The sequence below is a fragment of the Nocardia sp. GP40 genome (genome assembly GCF_050434125.1).
GTDB classification, from domain to species: domain Bacteria; phylum Actinomycetota; class Actinomycetes; order Mycobacteriales; family Mycobacteriaceae; genus Nocardia; species Nocardia albiluteola.
Genome location: NZ_JBNPVW010000017.1, coordinates 1 through 17,045 on the forward strand (window position 1 = coordinate 1; position 17,045 = coordinate 17,045).

14 protein-coding genes are annotated in these 17,045 nt (G+C 67.3%); all 14 read right to left on the reverse strand.

Annotated features, from left to right (window positions below; all coding sequences use genetic code 11):
• Positions 1–95: 95 nt before the first annotated feature.
• The 14 genes from ABH933_RS37405 to ABH933_RS37470 all read right to left on the reverse strand — a co-directional run bounded on the left by ABH933_RS37405 (position 96) and on the right by ABH933_RS37470 (position 16,993).
• A complete protein-coding gene (locus ABH933_RS37405; RefSeq protein WP_429424835.1) occupies positions 96–416 on the reverse strand; it encodes a chitin binding peritrophin-A domain-containing protein in 321 nt (106 codons plus the stop codon).
• Between the two features lie 380 nt (positions 417–796).
• Positions 797–2,482 carry a hypothetical protein gene (locus ABH933_RS37410; RefSeq protein WP_429424837.1) on the reverse strand — a complete coding sequence of 562 codons (1,686 nt, stop codon included), beginning with the start codon at positions 2,480–2,482 and terminating at the stop codon, positions 797–799.
• Between the two features lie 182 nt (positions 2,483–2,664).
• Complete coding sequence (locus tag ABH933_RS37415) at positions 2,665–4,164, reverse strand: hypothetical protein (protein ID WP_429424839.1); 1,500 nt, start codon at positions 4,162–4,164, stop codon at positions 2,665–2,667.
• A gap of 394 nt (positions 4,165–4,558) precedes the next feature.
• Positions 4,559–6,256, reverse strand: a complete 1,698-nt coding sequence (locus tag ABH933_RS37420) for a hypothetical protein (protein ID WP_429424841.1) — start codon at positions 6,254–6,256, stop codon at positions 4,559–4,561.
• On the reverse strand, positions 6,243–6,872 hold the full coding sequence (locus ABH933_RS37425; RefSeq protein WP_429424843.1) for a hypothetical protein: 630 nt from the start codon (positions 6,870–6,872) through the stop codon (positions 6,243–6,245). Before ABH933_RS37425 ends, ABH933_RS37420 begins: the two co-directional genes overlap by 14 nt.
• Before the next feature lie 199 nt (positions 6,873–7,071).
• Positions 7,072–7,482, reverse strand: a complete 411-nt coding sequence (locus tag ABH933_RS37430; RefSeq protein WP_429424845.1) for a hypothetical protein — start codon at positions 7,480–7,482, stop codon at positions 7,072–7,074.
• Between the two features lie 7 nt (positions 7,483–7,489).
• Positions 7,490–7,936 carry a DUF4913 domain-containing protein gene (locus ABH933_RS37435; RefSeq protein ID WP_429424846.1) on the reverse strand — a complete coding sequence of 149 codons (447 nt, stop codon included), beginning with the start codon at positions 7,934–7,936 and terminating at the stop codon, positions 7,490–7,492.
• The gene (locus tag ABH933_RS37440) at positions 7,933–9,756 is read right to left on the reverse strand and encodes a type IV secretory system conjugative DNA transfer family protein (protein WP_429424848.1); all 1,824 of its coding nucleotides are present in this window, start codon (positions 9,754–9,756) and stop codon (positions 7,933–7,935) included. Before ABH933_RS37440 ends, ABH933_RS37435 begins: the two co-directional genes overlap by 4 nt.
• Positions 9,757–9,898: 142 nt before the next feature.
• Positions 9,899–11,113 (reverse strand): cytochrome P450, encoded by a 1,215-nt coding sequence (locus ABH933_RS37445; protein WP_429424850.1) that lies wholly within the window; start codon positions 11,111–11,113, stop codon positions 9,899–9,901.
• A gap of 160 nt (positions 11,114–11,273) precedes the next feature.
• Positions 11,274–12,701 carry an MFS transporter gene (locus ABH933_RS37450; protein WP_429424852.1) on the reverse strand — a complete coding sequence of 476 codons (1,428 nt, stop codon included), beginning with the start codon at positions 12,699–12,701 and terminating at the stop codon, positions 11,274–11,276.
• Entirely contained in the window at positions 12,698–13,894 is a 1,197-nt protein-coding gene (locus ABH933_RS37455) for a hypothetical protein (RefSeq protein WP_429424853.1), read from the reverse strand. Before ABH933_RS37455 ends, ABH933_RS37450 begins: the two co-directional genes overlap by 4 nt.
• Positions 13,891–14,415, reverse strand: coding sequence for a hypothetical protein (locus ABH933_RS37460; protein ID WP_429424855.1), 525 nt, complete (start codon positions 14,413–14,415; stop codon positions 13,891–13,893). The genes ABH933_RS37455 and ABH933_RS37460 overlap by 4 nt, the downstream gene beginning before the upstream one ends.
• A 29-nt stretch (positions 14,416–14,444) precedes the next feature.
• Positions 14,445–15,104: a hypothetical protein gene (locus tag ABH933_RS37465; protein WP_429424857.1), complete on the reverse strand. Its 660-nt coding sequence runs from the start codon at positions 15,102–15,104 to the stop codon at positions 14,445–14,447.
• Positions 15,105–16,165: 1,061 nt separating this feature from the next.
• Complete coding sequence (locus ABH933_RS37470) at positions 16,166–16,993, reverse strand: hypothetical protein (RefSeq protein ID WP_429424859.1); 828 nt, start codon at positions 16,991–16,993, stop codon at positions 16,166–16,168.
• Between the last annotated feature and the right edge of the window lie 52 nt (positions 16,994–17,045).

Genomic DNA, 17,045 nt, shown 5'->3' on the forward strand with positions numbered 1-17,045 from the left:
ATCCGCGCCATCAACGAATCCAGTTCGCCCACCAGCCGATCCAACATCACCCGACAGGTCTACCAGCACCAATTCACGCGAGTGACGTTGCAGTACTAATCGACCTCAGCAGGCAGCGGAGACTGGTATTCGTCGGCCACAGCGCCCGCGTTGGACGGCCAGTCGCAGTACTGGCCCTTCGGGTTCCAATCCAGGCCGGGCGGACACGACTGAACGGTCGCGATGTTGTTTGAGCACTGAATATACTTCGTCGTGTCCTCTGGGTCCGGGAAGAGGCCGTTGGGCTGGGGACAGCTGAAGGCGGCGACGTCGAGTCCGACGCCCTCCGCGCGGGCCGAGGCCCCGGTGGCGAGCGTGAGGCCGGAACCGAGCAGCAGCGCACCGGCGGGCAGAGCCAGGATACGGGCGAGTCGCACGGTCGTCTCCTTCGGATAGGGCATCAGGCCGCTCGAATCATGACAGGGGCTGGACGGACGCACGTGTGGACGCCCGGCCTCGCTTCGTTGCGATCGGCTAACACTTTCCGTGCCGGTCACGGCCGTGAAGTTGGGGTATTACGGATTACGCGTATCCGTTGCTTTTTCGGCGATTACGCGTCTGGCAGCGACCCCGCTCTCGGGCGTCAATCAGGTTTGTGCGGACTACTGTTGGCCCGCTTCGGCATTGTCGATCTGGGATTGGAGTTCGTCGATCCTCCGCTTCGCCTTCTCCAGTTGTTCCCTGAGCGCATTTATCTTCCCGACGCCGCCCACGGGCTGGTCGATGTCGTGCTTGCTGTCCGCCGCGCGCGGTTAACTCATCTGTCGGGTTCATAGTCGACCTCCGGGTGCGGCTGATCCACATCGGCCGTGTGCTCGGCGACCTGGTCGGCCGTCGGCGCGGTTGTTGTGTCCGGGCCGTGGTCACGATGTCGGATCGCCACGTCGAGTAGCCCGGCGATGCGGTGGCCGGTATCCATGGCGTCGCTGCGGTGAGCGTGTGGGGTGATTGTGCGGCGGGTGAGGGTTCGGTCACCGTCGTGTTCCCAGACGGCGGGGTTGTAGGCCACGCCGTCGACGCGCATGCCTGGGAACAACCCGTCGCGCCACAAGTCAAAAGGCGGTGCGGCATCACTACTCGGTCCCAGGTCACCGGGGTGGTCCAGCTGCGGGATGGTGCCCAGGGGCTGCCGGAGGGCATCGGCTTGCTGTGCGATTGCCTCGGCCCGCCCGGTGAAACGTCGCTGTCGCAGGCTGGCACCCAGGATGGCCTGCCATTGGTCTTGCGGCACGTTGACCGCTGGCCGCTGCACGGGTTGCGTGCTGGTGAACCCAATCATCCGGCCCTCGAGCATATTGAGTATTTGCAAGGCCGTCTCGCGGCGCCCCAGCATGGCCACGAAGTGTGGCCCGTCCGGGGTATCGGCCGATTCGCTGGCGTACCAGCCTGGCCGGTCACTTCCCGCGTGCTCGGGGCGCCAGGTCACCTCGATGAAGCGCGACCGGTCGTCCTGGTCGCGGAACACGAACTGCTCGCCGGACCGCAAGCCGTCGGTTCGCTCGTCTTCCATCTGGTGCACCAGTGCGTCGATCCAGTTCGGTCGGTCACCGAGGGGATCGAGTACCCGGTAGGAGTCCAGGAGCGGGAACTCGGTGGCATGGTCGTGTCCGAATCTGGTGGTGCGCTCGTCGGCGGCGCTGTGGAGTAGATGCAGGACCCTGTCTCGGTAGACCGTTGCCAGGAACCGGTCGTGGGCTGAGTGTTGGTGCTGGACGGCGTTGTCGGCGTCGTGGTAGGCGTTGATCAAAGGGCTGAGTAGATCATCGTGCTGGGCGAAGGAGCTGAACGCTGCGGCTTCGGCGTCGGTGAGGTCGGTCAGGTGACTGCTGAGCGCGGCGCCGAATACCGATCCGCCGGGCTCTCGACCCAGTTCCAGTATTGGTCGCGGCCATCCGTTGGTCGGGTCGAGGCGAGTGATCGCTGCTTCCACACCGTCGGACAGGTGCGTTACGGCTTTGTCCGAGAGCCACATTCGCGCGGCGGCTTCACTGGTGAACGGTGGCGATTCCACAGTGAATCGGTCTTCGGCGTTGAAGAAGCGGGCCCGGTATGGGTGCGCGAGGTCCGCGACGATTGTGGTCTGGCCGGGAGTCTGGCCCGATATCAGCTGTGTCACGTGGGTATGCAGTTGGGCGGGGTAATCGTGCAGCGAGTGCAGCAGGGTGACGGTTCCCCGGTCCTGGTCTACCTCGAGCACGGCCGCTCGTGCACCCCATGCGGACCGATTCCCTTCTCGGTCGGCGGTGTACCCCGCGAGCCGTCCGGCAATCCAGGCGTAGGCGCTTTGCAGTGAGTCCGTCCCCGCTACATGCAATGCGCCGTACTCGCGTACGGCACGGTCGAACGCGCCGACCTCGCCGATCACCACCCGGTAGCGAGTGCGGTCGATCGCCCGTGGATCCTCGTACACGGTGCTGGGATCTGTCGTCGGGTCAGTGCTCACGTCCGGCTCCGGACTGGCTGCCAGGATTCCCGGCGCCGGATGTGGTGCCGTCGGTCGCGTTCATCCCCATCACTGCAGCGCGGCTCCACGCCGAGCGTCTCAGTGGCCGATGGCGTCGGATTGAGTCCTGTCGGTCCATCGCTACGCCCGGCCCGGCGGATCTGTAGTCGACCGGTGCCCGCTCACCCGAGCTCATGGCCCAGTGCGCTAGGTGGCTCGTGTATGCCGACCGTGCTGTCCGGTTGATCGGGGTCCGGGCTATCGCTCGGCCCCGATGACGCCGAGGGCGGGTGTTCACTCCGCGTTACCGCGTCCAACAGCCGCACGATTCGTATTCCGTGCACGTGGCCGTCCCACACAGTCGTACCGTCCTGGGCCTGCTGGTATTCGATGTGTGTCGGCACGAACTCCTCACCGATCTCCGGCATCTCCGGGGCCCGCTGGCCGGTCAGCCTCGCCTCCAGGTCCGGTGGAATCGGGGCGTACGGTCGAATCATGGCGATGACCTGCCGAGGGTCGGTGATTTCGCTGCGAGCGTTAGCGCCGACGTCGAGGGTCACCACATCCTCGCCGTCGGCGTCCACACCGTCGAAGACCTGCGCGAAGAAGCTGTCGGTGAGTCGATCCCATCCCACCCACACCTCCCGGTCCGGATGCGTCTGGGGGTCACGGGCCCGAAGCCGCAGTCGGTTGACTTGCACTGCCTCTATTTCGCCGTGCTCGCTCTCGGTGCGGCGTTCGCTCAACGTGCCGATCTGGCGGACGACCTCACCGGCGGTTCGATTGAGGTGGTGGACCGACTCGACGGTCACCGTGCCACCGGGTTCGGCGATCTCTCGGCTGATGTCCAGCCATACCCGCTGGTCCGGTGTGGCGTATCGAACCATGGTCTGTATGGCCCAGATGTAGGCCGAGGGCAGGTCTGGGGTTTTGAGTTGTGGGCTGGTCTGCCACCTGGGGGAGAGGGCGTTCGCATCGTCTTTGCCGATGGACACGATGTGTTCGCGCAGATCCGGCGGGGTGCTCAGCAACCGAGCCAGGTGGCGGTCCTGCCCGGCGTAGTAGGAGGCAAATTCCTCCGCTAGTTCCGGCTCGTCGCGGTGGGTCCGCAGGTAGTCGTCGAGTTGCTTCTCCACCTTCGCGATCGACGCGGTCAGCTGCGGGTCCGGCTCGGAATCGAGTAGGACATATTCCGGACCGTCTTCGGTATGTACCACGTCGGGAGCGTTTTCGATGTCGTACAGCTCGAACAGCCGTTTCTGCAACGCCCGGGCCGTCGCCGTCACGGACTGACCATCGATTCCCGGGGCAAATGCGTCCGGGGCAGTGACGATCTGTGCGGTCGCAGCGGACAGGGCTTCCCACTCGCTGCGCAGGCCGCGGCGGTCTTGGGCGAGCCACTCGTCGCGGTACGCGCGAGGATAGAAAGACAGTGCCTCGTTCACGGCGACTCGGGCGGCCTCGTCCAGCCCGGTGGTGCGGGCGGACGTGGCGATGTCCCTGGCGGTGGCGCGTAGGAATTCGCCTCGCGCGAGGCGGTCTTCGTCTGCTTCGTTGAGCACGGTGATGAGGGCGTGGTGCAAGCTGGTCATCCGGTGGTAGTGGTCCAGCTGGGCGCCGATCATGGCCCGCGCGGCCGCGACGGGGTCCGATGAGGTGTTGTTGGACAGGGGATTAGACATGGATTACCTCTGGGGGCTCGAAGCGGGTGACCCGGCGAGGCCGGGTACCGACGCGCGCGGTGGGCGTCGGGTGCGAGCGGTGCGGGCTCGGGGTGAGTGTCCGATACGCACTACCGCGCCCGGCTCGCTCCGCGGGCGGTGCCCCGACCGGTGAACTGGTAGCCGACCGTGTCGATGGGCGGCTTACACCATGGGAGTGCGTAGCGATCCTGCGTGAACGCTCTGTATGGCTGGGCATTGGATTCTTCCCCGGGAGGTGGGTGGGTGATGCGTTGAGCGCAGCCAGACGGGCTCGTCACCCGTGCGCTCGACCGAGCCGAATGCGATGCGGCACACGGCATCACAAATGCGAGCCTGGTGTAGGCGGCGAACGCGGCAACCATGGCGGGTCGGCTCAGCCGAGCTCGTGGTCGGCAGTGTGGTTCCGCTCGCGGTCGAGGCTGGCAGGCATCGCTGGCGGGCTCGTGTCCGGTGTCGGTGTGCTCTGGTGTCCGGGTGGCTGCTGGGTGTGAGTCATCTCGATCAGTTCGGCGATCCGCCCACCGGGCTCGGTGTGCGGCCCTGGATCTGTGTTCGCTGCCCGCTTCGTCGAATAGTCCGCTGTCCGATCGGGTGCATGCGTCAGGCCTTGCTCGTGGCGATCGTTGTGCTGCACGAACGGGTTGTAGGTGATTGCCCCTGTGCGTGATCCGGGGAACAGGCCGTCGCGCCAGAAGTCGAACACGCGGTCCGGCGGGTAGTCCCGGCCCTCCCGCGAGTCGATCGGGTTCGCTGGGCCGGTCCTGTGCACGGCGAATGGTCGGCGGAGCGTGTCGGATTGGCGGGTGAGCTCATCAACCTGAGATGCGAGACGGTCGTACAGGGAGTCCAACTCGAAGATCTCGTGATCGTGCTCACGGGGAATGTCGACCGCGGGGCGCAGCATGGGCGTGGTGGTACCGAATGCGGCCATCCGGTCGGTCAGCATGTCGAGAATCTCGAGCCCGGTCGAGCGTCGCCCGAGAATCGCGACGAACGTCGTACCTTCTGGTGTCTGCCGGTGTTCGGTGGCGAACCAGCCTCGACGATGCACAGGCACTGCGCTGCCGGTCCACACCACCTCGATGATGCGGGAGGCATCGCGGCGGTCATGAAACCGGAACACACGCCGTGGGGTCATGACCCGGTCGGCCTCGCGGCGCGCGGCGGTGATCATCGAGGTGTCCCAGGTGGGGTGTGCTCGGTTGTCGCGGCGGACCCGATACAGGTCCCGCAGCGCGAACGTCGCGGGATGCGAATCGGTCCCCGCGGGCTGGCCGGCGGCGATGTGGGCGGAACCTCGGCGGTAGGCGAGCCGGTCTCGGTAGACCGTCTCGCCGAACAGATCACTGGCCGAGGTTTGTGCCTGCAGCCCGTGTTCGGTGTTCTCGTAGGCGGTGGCCAGGCTTGGTCGTGCGTCCGGCTGCAGCCTGGGCAGGAACGCATCGTCGGCGTTGTCGAGGTCGCTCAGACTACCGTGCAGTTTCACGCCGAAGTCCGGTCGGAGGGCGGCGAATTCGAACACCGGCCGAGGCCACCCCAGGGTCGGGTCCAGGCGGGTGATCGATGCTTGGACCCCGTCGCTGTGCGCTCGTTCGCCCTTGTCCTGCAGCCACAGTCGCGCTGCGGCTTCGGTCTGCAATGGTGCGGACTCGTAGGTGATCAGATCCTGGCTGTTGTAGAGGCGGGCACGGTACGGCAGGGAGAAGTCCGGCAACGACGCAGGGGAGGCCGCGGCCATCAGGTCGGTGACCTGGTCCAGTACGGCGGCGGTGGGGCCGTGCAGCGAGGAGACCAGCGTGGCTGTCGCGGCAGCACGGTCCACCTCGACGATCGCCGCGCGCGCACCGTCGGCTCGTTCGCGGTGAACGGGTTCGACGTATTGCGCCAGTTCCTTCTGCAGCCACGAGTGCGCCGCACGCAGCGAGTCAGCGCCCACGACGCGGACTTCCCCGATCTCGTGGATCGGCCGCGTGACATGCCGGATCGGGCCGAGCAGGACCCGGTAACGGCTGTGGTCGATGTCGGCTGGGCTGGTGATGATCTGGTCGGGTTCCCTTTCAGCCGAGCTCATGGCCTGCTCCGGGGTCTGGTTGCTGGTAGCCCAGCGCTGTGGCTGCCGATGCTTCCGGGGGCGGTTGTTCCATCGGCGGTGTTGTTGCCGGGTCGGCTGCCGGGGTGGCAGTGGCCAGTAACCGGCCGATCCGCGCGCCGCGCTGAGCCATGTCTACGGCCACTTCGGCGGCCTCGTTCATCTCCGGGTGCTCGAGGCGGTGCCGTTCGTCTGTGTAGACAGACAGGTAGATCTCGCGTTCCTCGTCCCGGTTGGCGCCGTCCATCGCATAGGCCATTTCCCACGCCCGGCGTTCGGGCGACCACTGACCGGTGTGTTCTCCCCAGACCGCGTCCCAGACTGCGCCTTTCGCTGCCGCCACGGCCGCTGTCAGATCGGCGCTCGTCCCGGCGGTGTGCAGTCTCGCGTCCAGCCGCGCCTGTTCTGCTGCCAGCGTGAGATGTTCTGTCCGCCAACGTTTTTTGTCTCGATACACGGGATCGACGAGCATGCCGGCCTGGTCCAGGCTTCGATATTCGACCGGGGTGAACGGTGATTCGCCGACCCGCAGATCGTGTCGTACGTTGTCGGTGATCTGCCGCATCTGTTCGGGCATAAATTCCCAGTCCTGGGTCACGTCGACCAGCCACTCCCAGGCACGTCCGTCCGGGCTGCTCTCCCACAGCCTCGAGATTTCATCGGTGCGGTCGAGGAGCTCTCGCACTTGCGGGTCGTTGTCCGTGTTGTGGTTCGTGTCGGGTAGTGCCCCGAGCAGGCGATACCACTCGGCGAAAGCGTCGCGCATAGCTTTTTCCTGTGCTGGATCCATCGCCTCGTTACTCCATGTTCGATATGTCGGTGCCTGGGTGTTCGGCCGCGGCGGCGAGATGCTCTGCACGCCACTGCAATTGCTGCCGATACACCTCGTCGATCAGGAATCCGGCTTGGTGCATACTGTGGGCCTGCAACGGGCTGTAGGGGGTCAGTCCGGCTCTGAGCTCATGCCGGACACGATCCATTTGGCGTCGCATCGCCTCGGGGGCCACGAGCCAGTCGTTGGCGATACCGTTGAGCCACTCCCATTCGGCCGCATCCGGTCCGGTTTCCCACGGCTCGGAAATCGCGTTGTACCGATCTGCGAGGTGATCGAATTCTTCGGGGTTTCGTTCGGCTGCTGCCATCGCCTGGCGCAGCCGCATGATCTCCGCGAATGCGTCCCGCATGGCGTGTTCCCGTGCTTGATCCATGGCCCGGCTACTCCTGTTCCGACGAGTCCGAGACCTCGACGGCGACTTCTGCGTCGGCGGGTGGGCGGGGTTCGTCGTCCTGGCTGTTGAACCATCTCTCGGGTACCGGTTCGGTCGGCAGTGTCTGTTCTCCGACGTGGTGTTCGGGGATGCACCGCCACATCGGCCCGTTCGCCGCGTCCAGCAGGATCCGCATGTGGGGGTCGAGGTGGTAGACGCACCAGCTGCTCATCGCCGACCCGCCCTTGGCGCGGGCCTCTTCCCACCCCTGATGCAAGGCTGCGAGGCGGAAACACACTTCGGTGTGCCGCCACCATTGCGCGCACCAGCTGTGCGTGCCTTCCCTGTTCCCGGTCAGCAGTCGCCGGGAGATCACCTTGGTCAGCCACTGGTCGACCCATAGCGAGAAGTGCCCGAATTCCGGTGGCGGTGGTGGCTCGGCTGGGGTGCTCATATCTCCCACCCGCCCAGCTCGGGAAGCCCTGGCGGCAGGCCCGGGCGGGTCCAGATCGGGTCGTCCCAGCTCGGTGTTGCGGCCGCGGCGCCGCTGTAAAGCAGTGACTCAGCGATCACCTCGGCGTGCTCGGTGTCCTGCCACCACACCTTTTTGCACAGGATCGGTTTGTTGCCGGGGAACCGGATCAGTGCCCGGTCCTTGGGCATTGCACCCAGATCGCTGGGGTCCAGGATGGGTTCGGGCCGCCAGCTGCGGGTGACGTTGCCACCGTGACCGACGCTGACCGACCGGTCGGACACATCGTGTAGGCCGATGAGGTCGGACCACCTTTTGAGGTAGGTGATGTCGCCGATGCCGCCGCCGTAGGCCTCTACGCTCTGGGCGACCATCTTGTTCAGCCCGTCCTCACCCCAGATCTGGCGGCCCTGTTCGAGGACCTGCAGGAACGTCATCAACACCACGCCGTGCCCGCCGGCGTACGTGTAATAATTGGGCAATTCGGACAGTTTGCAGCAGTTCGCGGCCTCGTCCAGGACCGCGAGCAGCGGGACCGCGAGCCTGCCGCTGGTGCGGGATCGTGCGACCGCCAGCGCGGCTTCCAACACCTGCCCGACCAGCGCGGTCATCAGCGGCGCGGCACTGTCGGCGCCTTCCATGGACAGCGGGTACAGGCTGTCGGTCGAGGTGACGAAGTCCAGTGGATCGAATTTGGGCAGGTTGTGAGTGGGGCTGTCGTGGTCGATATCGATGCTGATCCCCGAATGCACGTCGCCGTAGACGCTGATCCGGCGGCGTGCGGGAGGCGTGGCCACCACCGCGTAGGACTGGTCACTCAGTACGTTCAAGAACCGCCGCGCCATGTCGAACACTCCGTCGCGTTGCCGCGCGGTCACCGACTGCATTTCTGTGATGCGTTGCGCCGCACGGAAATCCCCGCTGCGGCTCAGGATCAGTTGCGGGGTTTGGTCCTGGTCACGGCCCAGCCACTCGGCCACATGCAGCAGGTCCCCGCCGACCCGGGCCGCGGCCAGGACGTAGAGGGCCAGCAGCTCCTGGGCGGCGCCGTCGAAGTAGGCGTCCACGCGGGCGCCGGGCTCTTTGGAGGCGGTGGCGAAGAAGGAGGCGAGTTTGCGGGCGGTGGCCATCGAGTCGATCCGCGCCAGGTAGTCGACCCAGAATCCCAGTTGCCGTCGCCCGGTGATGCCCTGCAGGTCGCACAGCCATATCCGGCCGCGGCGCTCGCGTCCCAACCGGGTGTGTACATACAGGTCGGGTTTGTTGCTGGTGGACAGCATGGGGCCGGGGGCGTCCAGGGCGGCGGGGATTGCCCAGGCCATTGTTTTTCCGGTGCGGGTGCCGCTGATGATGGTGGCGGGCATTTCCCAGCTCAGGTAGACCGGCCGGTTGCCGATCACGGTGCGGCCCAGCTGAACTCCGGGGCGGGCTTTGGCGTCGGCGGGTGCGTCGGCGAGTAGCCGCTCGGCCAGTTCGGTGATGTCTTTGCCGGTGACACCAGTCAGGGTGCTGGTGGCTTGCATGGTCCGCGCCGCGGAGTCCAACGGCGCCCGGTGGACCCATCGCCGCCACCCCCAGTCGGCGCCGACGGCCGTCACCGCGAACAGTACGAAGCCGGTGATCCAGGACTGCCAAGGCCAGCGCCGTTGATGGCCGGCCACCTGCACCAGCGCCGCGAACGGGTTGACGCTGACCGGCAATCCCGCCCACAGGCTGCCGATCGCCCACGCGACCCAGACCAGCAGCAGCACGCCGAGCACGATCAGTAGCGCCAGGAGCATCCACACTTCTTCGGACAACACGCCCTTATCCCGGCGCCGGGTCTGCCGTGACGCCATCACGCCCGCACCGCCCCACACCTGATTGCGGAGCCATGGCTGCTCGTGGGGTGGCAACGGTACATCGCTCGCCCTGGCTGGCGCGCATCGTGGATCCGCCGTGTCATCAGCGGTCTCCGATCAGTTCGATCTCGACCGGCAACGGCGGCGCACCCAAGGTGAAACGCAAACGCGGCACCGCGGTGTCGGCGTCCTTCGAATGGAAGATGAATCGCTGTCCCAGCTGTGAGAGCACGATGTCAATCTCCGCCAGCGCGTACCCCAGGCCCAGGCACATGCGGGGGCCCGCGCCGAACGGCAGCCACGCGAACCGGTGACTCGTCGTGCTGTTGTGCCGGTCGGGATCGAACGCTTCGGGATTCGGGCCCCAGAACCCGCGATGGCGGTGGGTGACATAGGGGCTGATCGTGACGGTGCATCCGGCCGGGATCGTGACGCCGCCGATCTCGGTGTCGACGGTTGCTGTGCGGCCGATCACCCAGCTCGCCGGGAACAGGCGCAGGCCTTCGCGAGTGATGTTGCCGGTGATCGCCCGGGCCAGCCGTGGGGAGGCCTGCATCCGCCGTTGCCACCGGGCATACACCTGCGGTGTGCGGATCAACGCAACCCAAGTCCACGACAACGAATTCGCCGTAGTCTCGTGGCCGGCCAGCAACAGCGTCAGCGTCTGAGCCGCGATCGCCTCCGCGCTGTAGCCAGCGTGTATCAGAGCGGCCAGCGCCGGGCCCCGTTCGGCCGGTGGCTGCCGATCGATCATGTCCCCGAGGACACGCAGCACCCGGTTCCGGACCGGGGCCAGCTGGTCGGGCGGGGGCAGCATCACCCCGCTGGCTTCCACGACCGTCATCGCCGTACGTATCTGGGCTGCCAGGACATCGATCTCGCGCCACCCGAGCAGCGCCTCGGCGATCACCCCGAGCGTCAGCCGGCTCATCGCGGCGGTCAGATCGGGCCGCTCACCGCGCAGAGCATGCTGTTGAAGCTGCGCCGCCAGGGCATCGACATGCTCGGTAGCGATGCGTTCGAGCCGCCACGGATCGTGCATCGCCGCCTTGAGCACCAACCGCTCGGCCTCGTGCCGTGGCGGCGGCGCGGTCAGTATCCCGTCCGCGATGTGCTCGCGGAAGTAAACGTTCGCGCCGGTCTCCTTGGTAAAGGTGGGATCGGTCAATACCGTGCGGACGTGGTCGGGGTGCTTGAGGAGCACGTTGCGATCGGGCACAAGCCACAGCACGTCCGTGTCCGCGGCCACCCAGCTGGCAATGACGCCGAGCATGGCCTGCGCGGGATCGGTAGCGGCCGTCGTATTGCTGATGTTCATCGAAAACTCTTCCAGAACAGGGACATTCGAGTCAGAAGGCGGCCACAGGCGGCGCGTAGGCCGCCGATGGCGGTGGTGAGCCGGTACGCCCACAGCGGTGCAGGCGTCGCACTGGTCACCGACCATCCGGTCGGGGTGCGCATCGGGCGTGGGATCCGGGTCATGGCCCGGTCCTGGTTGTGTCGCGGCCAGGTCGGTGTGCGGGAATCACCATCGCCGCGGACACCGCGGCGCCGGCCGCGGTGATGACGGCGATGACCAGGAACAGATGGTGCAGTGAGGCCAGGAACTGCTGGCGCGTGCTGGTGGACAGCATCGCGGCCAGGACCGCGACCCCGAGCGCGCCGCCGGCCTGCCGCGCGGTCAGCCCCAAACCGAGTCCGGCGCCGATACTGGTGGCGGGAACGGTCGCGGCAGTGACCAGCGACAGCCCCGTCACCGTGACGCCCACCCCGGCGCCCAGGACAACCGCCAGCAGCGACCACAGCGCCCACTCCCGTGTTGGGCCCACCGCGCTGGTGGCGAACACTGCGCACCCGCCGGCGACCAATCCCATTCCCGCCGTGCACAACCAGCGTGCCGCGCCGCTGCGGCCGCAGCCCGCGGCGGACGCCATCGCCGACACCCCCACCAGACCGATGCAGCCCGCTGTGGTCAGCAAGCTCATCCGCCACACCAGCTGCAGCAACTGCGGCAACGCCAGCAGAACCGCGAACATCGCGAAACCCAAGCTCGCGTTCACCGCGTTCGACACCGCATACGCCCGCGATCGCCACAGCCGCACCTCGAGGGCGGGCCGGGGATGAGATCGGCTGCGCCACACCGCACCCACCGCGGCCAGCACCCCCGCCGCGAACACTGTCACGGTGACCGGGGACGTGTAGCCCCAGTCGTGTCCCTCGGTGATCGCCGCGACCACCGCGCCGATCCCGCCGCACAGCCCCAGCACGCCCGCCACATCGGGGGCGCCGCGACGGTGCGGTGTGCGTGTGCTGGCCGGAATCGCCGCCATGATCCCGATCAGCAGAGCCGCGCAGATCGGCAGGTTGATCACGAACAAGGACCGCCACCCCCACACCTGGACCAACACGGCGCCGACCGCGGGCCCGATGGCCGCTGCCAGCGCCCCGGTCGCGGCCCATGCGCGGATCGCTCGTCCTGCCGCCGCGGGAGCGACCTGGGCCAGCAGCGCACTCAACGCCGTCGGCAGCAGCAGCGCCGCGCCGGCGCCCTGCACTATCCGGGCACCGATCAGCACCCCGGTGTCCGAGGCCACCGCGCATGCCGCCGAGGCGAGCGCGAATCCGCTCACTCCTGTGATCAGCACCCGCCGATGCCCCAGGGTGTCCGCCAACCGGCCCGCGGTGGCCAGCAGCGCCGCGAACGCGGCCGCATATCCGGACACGATCCAGGTCAACCCCGAGCCCGCACCCGGGAACCGCGCGGCGATCGCGGAGTACGCCAAGGTCACGATCGCACTGTCCAGAAACCCCAGGAACGTTGCACCGCAAGCGATCACAAGTACTCCGAACGGCAACTTACGCCCCGTGCCCGCTGACGTGGCGGGCTGGGCTCGGCCGCGGGTCATAACCCGGCCCCGCGTCCGGGAGTGAGGTCCGAGGCGGCCTCGAGCTGGGCGGCCAGGATCGGTTCGTCGACGCGTTCGGACCGCACGAATACCGGTCCGTCCTGGGGCGCGAGCGCAGGTTCGCCCACGCGGGCCTGGTCGATGTGCTCGGCGATATCGGCGCCTTCACCGATGGCCGTCGACATCGTCGAGCCGATAACGGCGTCCCCGGCACGCCCTTCGGGCGCAGGCGTCGCGGTAACCTGGTCGGCGGGCGTCAACTCGAAGACCCGCTCCGAGGGCACGAATTTCGGTTTGGTCTGCTGTGTCGGTTCGCCCTGTGGCCGAAGCAGGTTCCGCCACAGGCCGGTATCCACAAGCAGTTCCGCCAGGCTCCGGCGTTGACCGGTGCCCATCGTCCTTGTCGAGTCGGTCTTGGGGGCGCCCGGACGCGTCTTGGACGCGGACGTCGGTTCGGCTTGCGCGGCGAGATTCGGCTTGTCGACTCGGTCCGAAGGTACGGAGACCGGGGCGGGCTCCGGCGTGAGCGGGGGTTGGCCTACGCGGGCCTGGTCGATGCGGTCGGCGACATCGGCGCCTTCGCCGGTGCCGGTCGGGAACGGTGCTCCTGCCGCGGCATCGTCGAGGTGCATTTCGACCAGCCTGTCGGCCAGTTCGGCGGTGACCTCGTGCCCCGAGTCGATCCAGCCCGGGCCCTCCGTAGCGCGCTGCTGGGCGTCGGCGATCACCTGCTCGGGGTCCAGGCCGGTCTTCTCGCGCAACTGCTCGCCCAGCAGCCGGGCCCGTTCGCGGTGTTCCGGGCTCAGGTCGCGGGTGGCCGCCGCGGCGGCGAAGTCGCCAACCAGTTCGTCGAAGGTGTGCTGAAACTCCCGGGTAGCGCCCGCGCTGGCGGCGAATGTGCGGGCTTGTTGCACCGATCGCAGACGCTCGCGCGATTCCCGCAGCCGTGCCCGGTGGAGCTTCATCCGCGCGTCGTGCTCGGCGGCGCGGCGGGCGGCCTCGGCCTCGTAGCGGGCATCGCGCTGGGCGCGGGACTGGTCGGATACCCGGTCCCGGAAAATCTGCCGACGGTCCCGGTCCCGGCGTTCGCGATCCGCGCGGGTACGCATCGCGCTCGCGGTGACCTGCGTGGCCGCGGTGTGCAGATACACCAGGAATTCCCGGCCCGGGTCCTCGCCCTCGGGGGCGCTCACGCCAGCACCTCGATCATGTCCACCAGCCACGGATCGCCGGGGCCGGCACGAACAACCCGCATGTGCACCGGGAACGGTGTGAGGTCTGCCCCCGTGCTCGGGTGCTCGGTGACAACCAGCACGCGGCTGGTCGAGGACGCGGTGTCGGCCGGGGAATCTTCGGCGCCGAACCGCGCCCGGCCCAGCACGCTCACATCCGCGGTAGCCCACTGCGCCCACTGCGCGCCGGTTACCGGCCACAGCGTCACCGCGGAATCGCCCAGTGCCCGAAGGTATCCAGGCTCGATGAGTGCCGCCGCGGACTCGAGTGCGTCGTGGGGGTCCTGCTCGGCCGGGCGCGCGCTGAACACCGCGGACGCCGCCGCAAGCAACACCGAAGGCGCCGAGCACGAGTCGATCCGCGAATAGGGAACAGGAAAGGTCCCGGGGCCGCAGCCTCGTGCCGAGGCCGGGCCGGGCGCGTTGTGGTGTACCCCGCACGCGGCCACATCGGTGGCCAGCACACAGATCACCGCCGCCATCGTTGATCTCCTCGCCGAGCCTGCGATGCTCATTGCGGCCGTCCGTCCGGGATGATCAGCGCGGCCAGGTCGTCGGGGTCCCATTGCTGGAAGCCGACCCGCCGGCTCCAGTCCTCGGCCGCGTTGTCTTGGGCGACGCTCAGGTCCAGCACGACCAAGGCATCCGCGCAGCTGCGTTGCAGCGCAGCGGGTTCCACGCCCTCGCGGCTCACCGTCAGGTGCAGGATGGCGGCGTCGGCATCGACTGCGGCGCGTGTCTTGCCGGCCAGCCAGACCGCTTTCTTGGCTGCGCCGAGGTCCGCTGCCTGCTGGTCACCGCGCGGATGATCACGATCGGCCATATGGAAATGCCCGTGCCACACCGGAGCCCCGTCCGGGCCGCACACCGCGTACCGATCCTCCTGGCCGTAGCCCGCGGCCGACAACGCGATATGCGGTCCCGCGCTCGCCGCTGCGGCCGCTGCGGCCGCCCGCTCGCCCGTAGCACGCACGCGCAGCGCGTCGTAGTCGATGTCGAGCTGACGAAGGAGTTCGGCCTTGAATTTGCGGAACAGGCTGCGTGTCGCCAAGCCGTGGGTTTCGGCCCACCGGTAATAGTCGGCGTAGGTGTGCAGGCCGCGCAGCTGCGCTGCACCTTGTCGCACCCCCTGCGCCGCGAGCACCCACTCGTCCTTGTTCTCGCTGCTCACGACCGTCGCCCCGGCCGAGCTGCGGTCGAATCGTGATGTGCGGCTGAGGAACTGCTCGACACTGTGTCCCGGTGCCCCGGCGATCCTGCCGTCCGGCACACCTGCCGTGCACTGGCGTCGGCGCTGGCCCTTTTGTTTTCGGCCAGTCCTGGACGGTCGATGGCGCCGCGGGACAGGTTCTCGGGCCTATGCCCCAGATGCCACCGTCGCGTGTCGAACGGACAGCGGAATACCGACAAGCCGTGGCGGCTCCGGTGGTGGCGGCGCACGCGCCGTGCATCGCGGCGGGTGCTGTAACTGCGGTGCGCGCACCGGGGGCACCAGGTGAAATAGATCGGTGGCGAGTCGAATCCGCGCCGCCGGTCCCGGCGGGGTTCGTCCCCGTCGTCCGCGATCTGGCCATACCGCACGCGCGCGTGGTCGTCTAACGTGGAAAGCATGTGCAGAGTCACCTTCTGCGCTGAGTGAAAACAATGGGTGAAAGTGGGCTCGTCACGGCGTCAACCGTGTCGAGCTCGTGGGCCTCCTGGCCGTGCGACCGGACAGGAGGCCTCACCGAATTTCGGTCAGATCCAACCGAATAGGAGCGACAACAGATCGGCGATTCCGAGAACCTTATTGGCTACCGCGGATCCAGTGTTCAGAATGGCTCCAATATCGGGCATGATTACCCTTCCTTTCATGAGATGGAATTACTTGCCCTTCTATGAGAACTCTGAAAGAGCCTGTCCGTCTAGGGGTTTCACCACCACTGTTTGTGGCCCCACTGTCAGTGGTGATTCCGAGGCGGATTTGCGGCGCTCACCGGTTGCGCTTATTTCGCAGTGCTGTTCAACGCCGCGCCGGGAATTCTCTCGGGAATTCGCGTGTCACGTCGGGCAATGACCGATGACGATCTGTGAGGACGGGGCCTGCCGAGAGGGCGGTATGAAAATGGTTGCGGTGCCACGGTGACCGATCGATACCAGATCGCCGCAGGACACCGCGGTGACCGGAACCGTCACCGCTGTCGGCTCATCAGTCCTCCCGTCCGGGGCGGGTGGCCGACCGTCCGCGGTGTGTCACAATCCAGTGTCGTTCTCGGACACTATGTGTGGACCGGCATCCGGCAACGCGCGATGCAGCGAGTCCGGCTCGCCGCGTTCGGTACTCCGATCGGGCGGAAATGCCGCGTCGAGCAATGCCGCTGGCCCCCTTGCTGTTTTGCCGGTCTGCTCGCCGCGCTCTGTTCTATGTCGGCTGATCGCTTGGTCGGATTGCCACGAGGCGTCCGGATCGTCGGTTACGGCGATAGTGTCCTGCGAGATGATGCGCAGCGCCGCGGGGTCGAACAACACATACGAGTAATGCGCGCCGATACCGCCCTCGCTGCCTTCGGCCGCGACAACGCCGTCGAATCCTCGGTCCTGCAGGTACTGGGTGAACAATTCCCTTGATCGAGATGTGACGAATCTGATTGTGCCGACTTGCGATCCGTGGCCGTTGTCGATGTTTTCGATCATCTGGCTCAGGTCATCGACCTGATACCAGGGGGCGTCGGCGTCGATTGCATGCACCATTTCCCACATCAGCACACTGCGGAACCCCGTCATCACCTCGGTGACCGTGTCCCGATCGGTCAGGTTCACCAGCCGCGCTCGCGTAACCTCGACCCCGTACACCACTGCCGTGCCCGAGGCACCGGCCCGGTGCCGTGCGTAATCCCGTGCCGTGGGGCCGTCGGTAAGGTACACACCCGCGCCCACGGTGTCCTCCTCGGCGCGATCCAACTGCCTGATTCCGGGGGTAGCCGACCCGTGATACAGCCTGGTGTCCTCGAGCACGACCGTGGCCACGCCTCGGCGAAGCAATTCGACGGCCGGATCGGCTGCGGACCGCTCCTGCGGCACCTGCGGCCGTGGACGATCACTGTTGTGACCGGCAGGAAGCCACGGTGAATTC

What these genes read in the sequence shown, in the direction of transcription:
- ABH933_RS37420 (WP_429424841.1), bottom strand. Translation starts at nt 6,256, where the DNA reads ATGAGCTCGGCTGAAAGGGAACCCGACCAGATCATCACCAGCCCAGCC.
- ABH933_RS37430 (WP_429424845.1), bottom strand. Translation starts at nt 7,482, where the DNA reads ATGGATCAAGCACGGGAACACGCCATGCGGGACGCATTCGCGGAGATC.
- ABH933_RS37450 (WP_429424852.1), bottom strand. Translation starts at nt 12,701, where the DNA reads ATGACCCGCGGCCGAGCCCAGCCCGCCACGTCAGCGGGCACGGGGCGT.
- ABH933_RS37460 (WP_429424855.1), bottom strand. Translation starts at nt 14,415, where the DNA reads ATGGCGGCGGTGATCTGTGTGCTGGCCACCGATGTGGCCGCGTGCGGG.
- ABH933_RS37435 (WP_429424846.1), bottom strand. Translation starts at nt 7,936, where the DNA reads ATGAGCACCCCAGCCGAGCCACCACCGCCACCGGAATTCGGGCACTTC.
- ABH933_RS37445 (WP_429424850.1), bottom strand. Translation starts at nt 11,113, where the DNA reads ATGAACATCAGCAATACGACGGCCGCTACCGATCCCGCGCAGGCCATG.
- ABH933_RS37415 (WP_429424839.1), bottom strand. Translation starts at nt 4,164, where the DNA reads ATGTCTAATCCCCTGTCCAACAACACCTCATCGGACCCCGTCGCGGCC.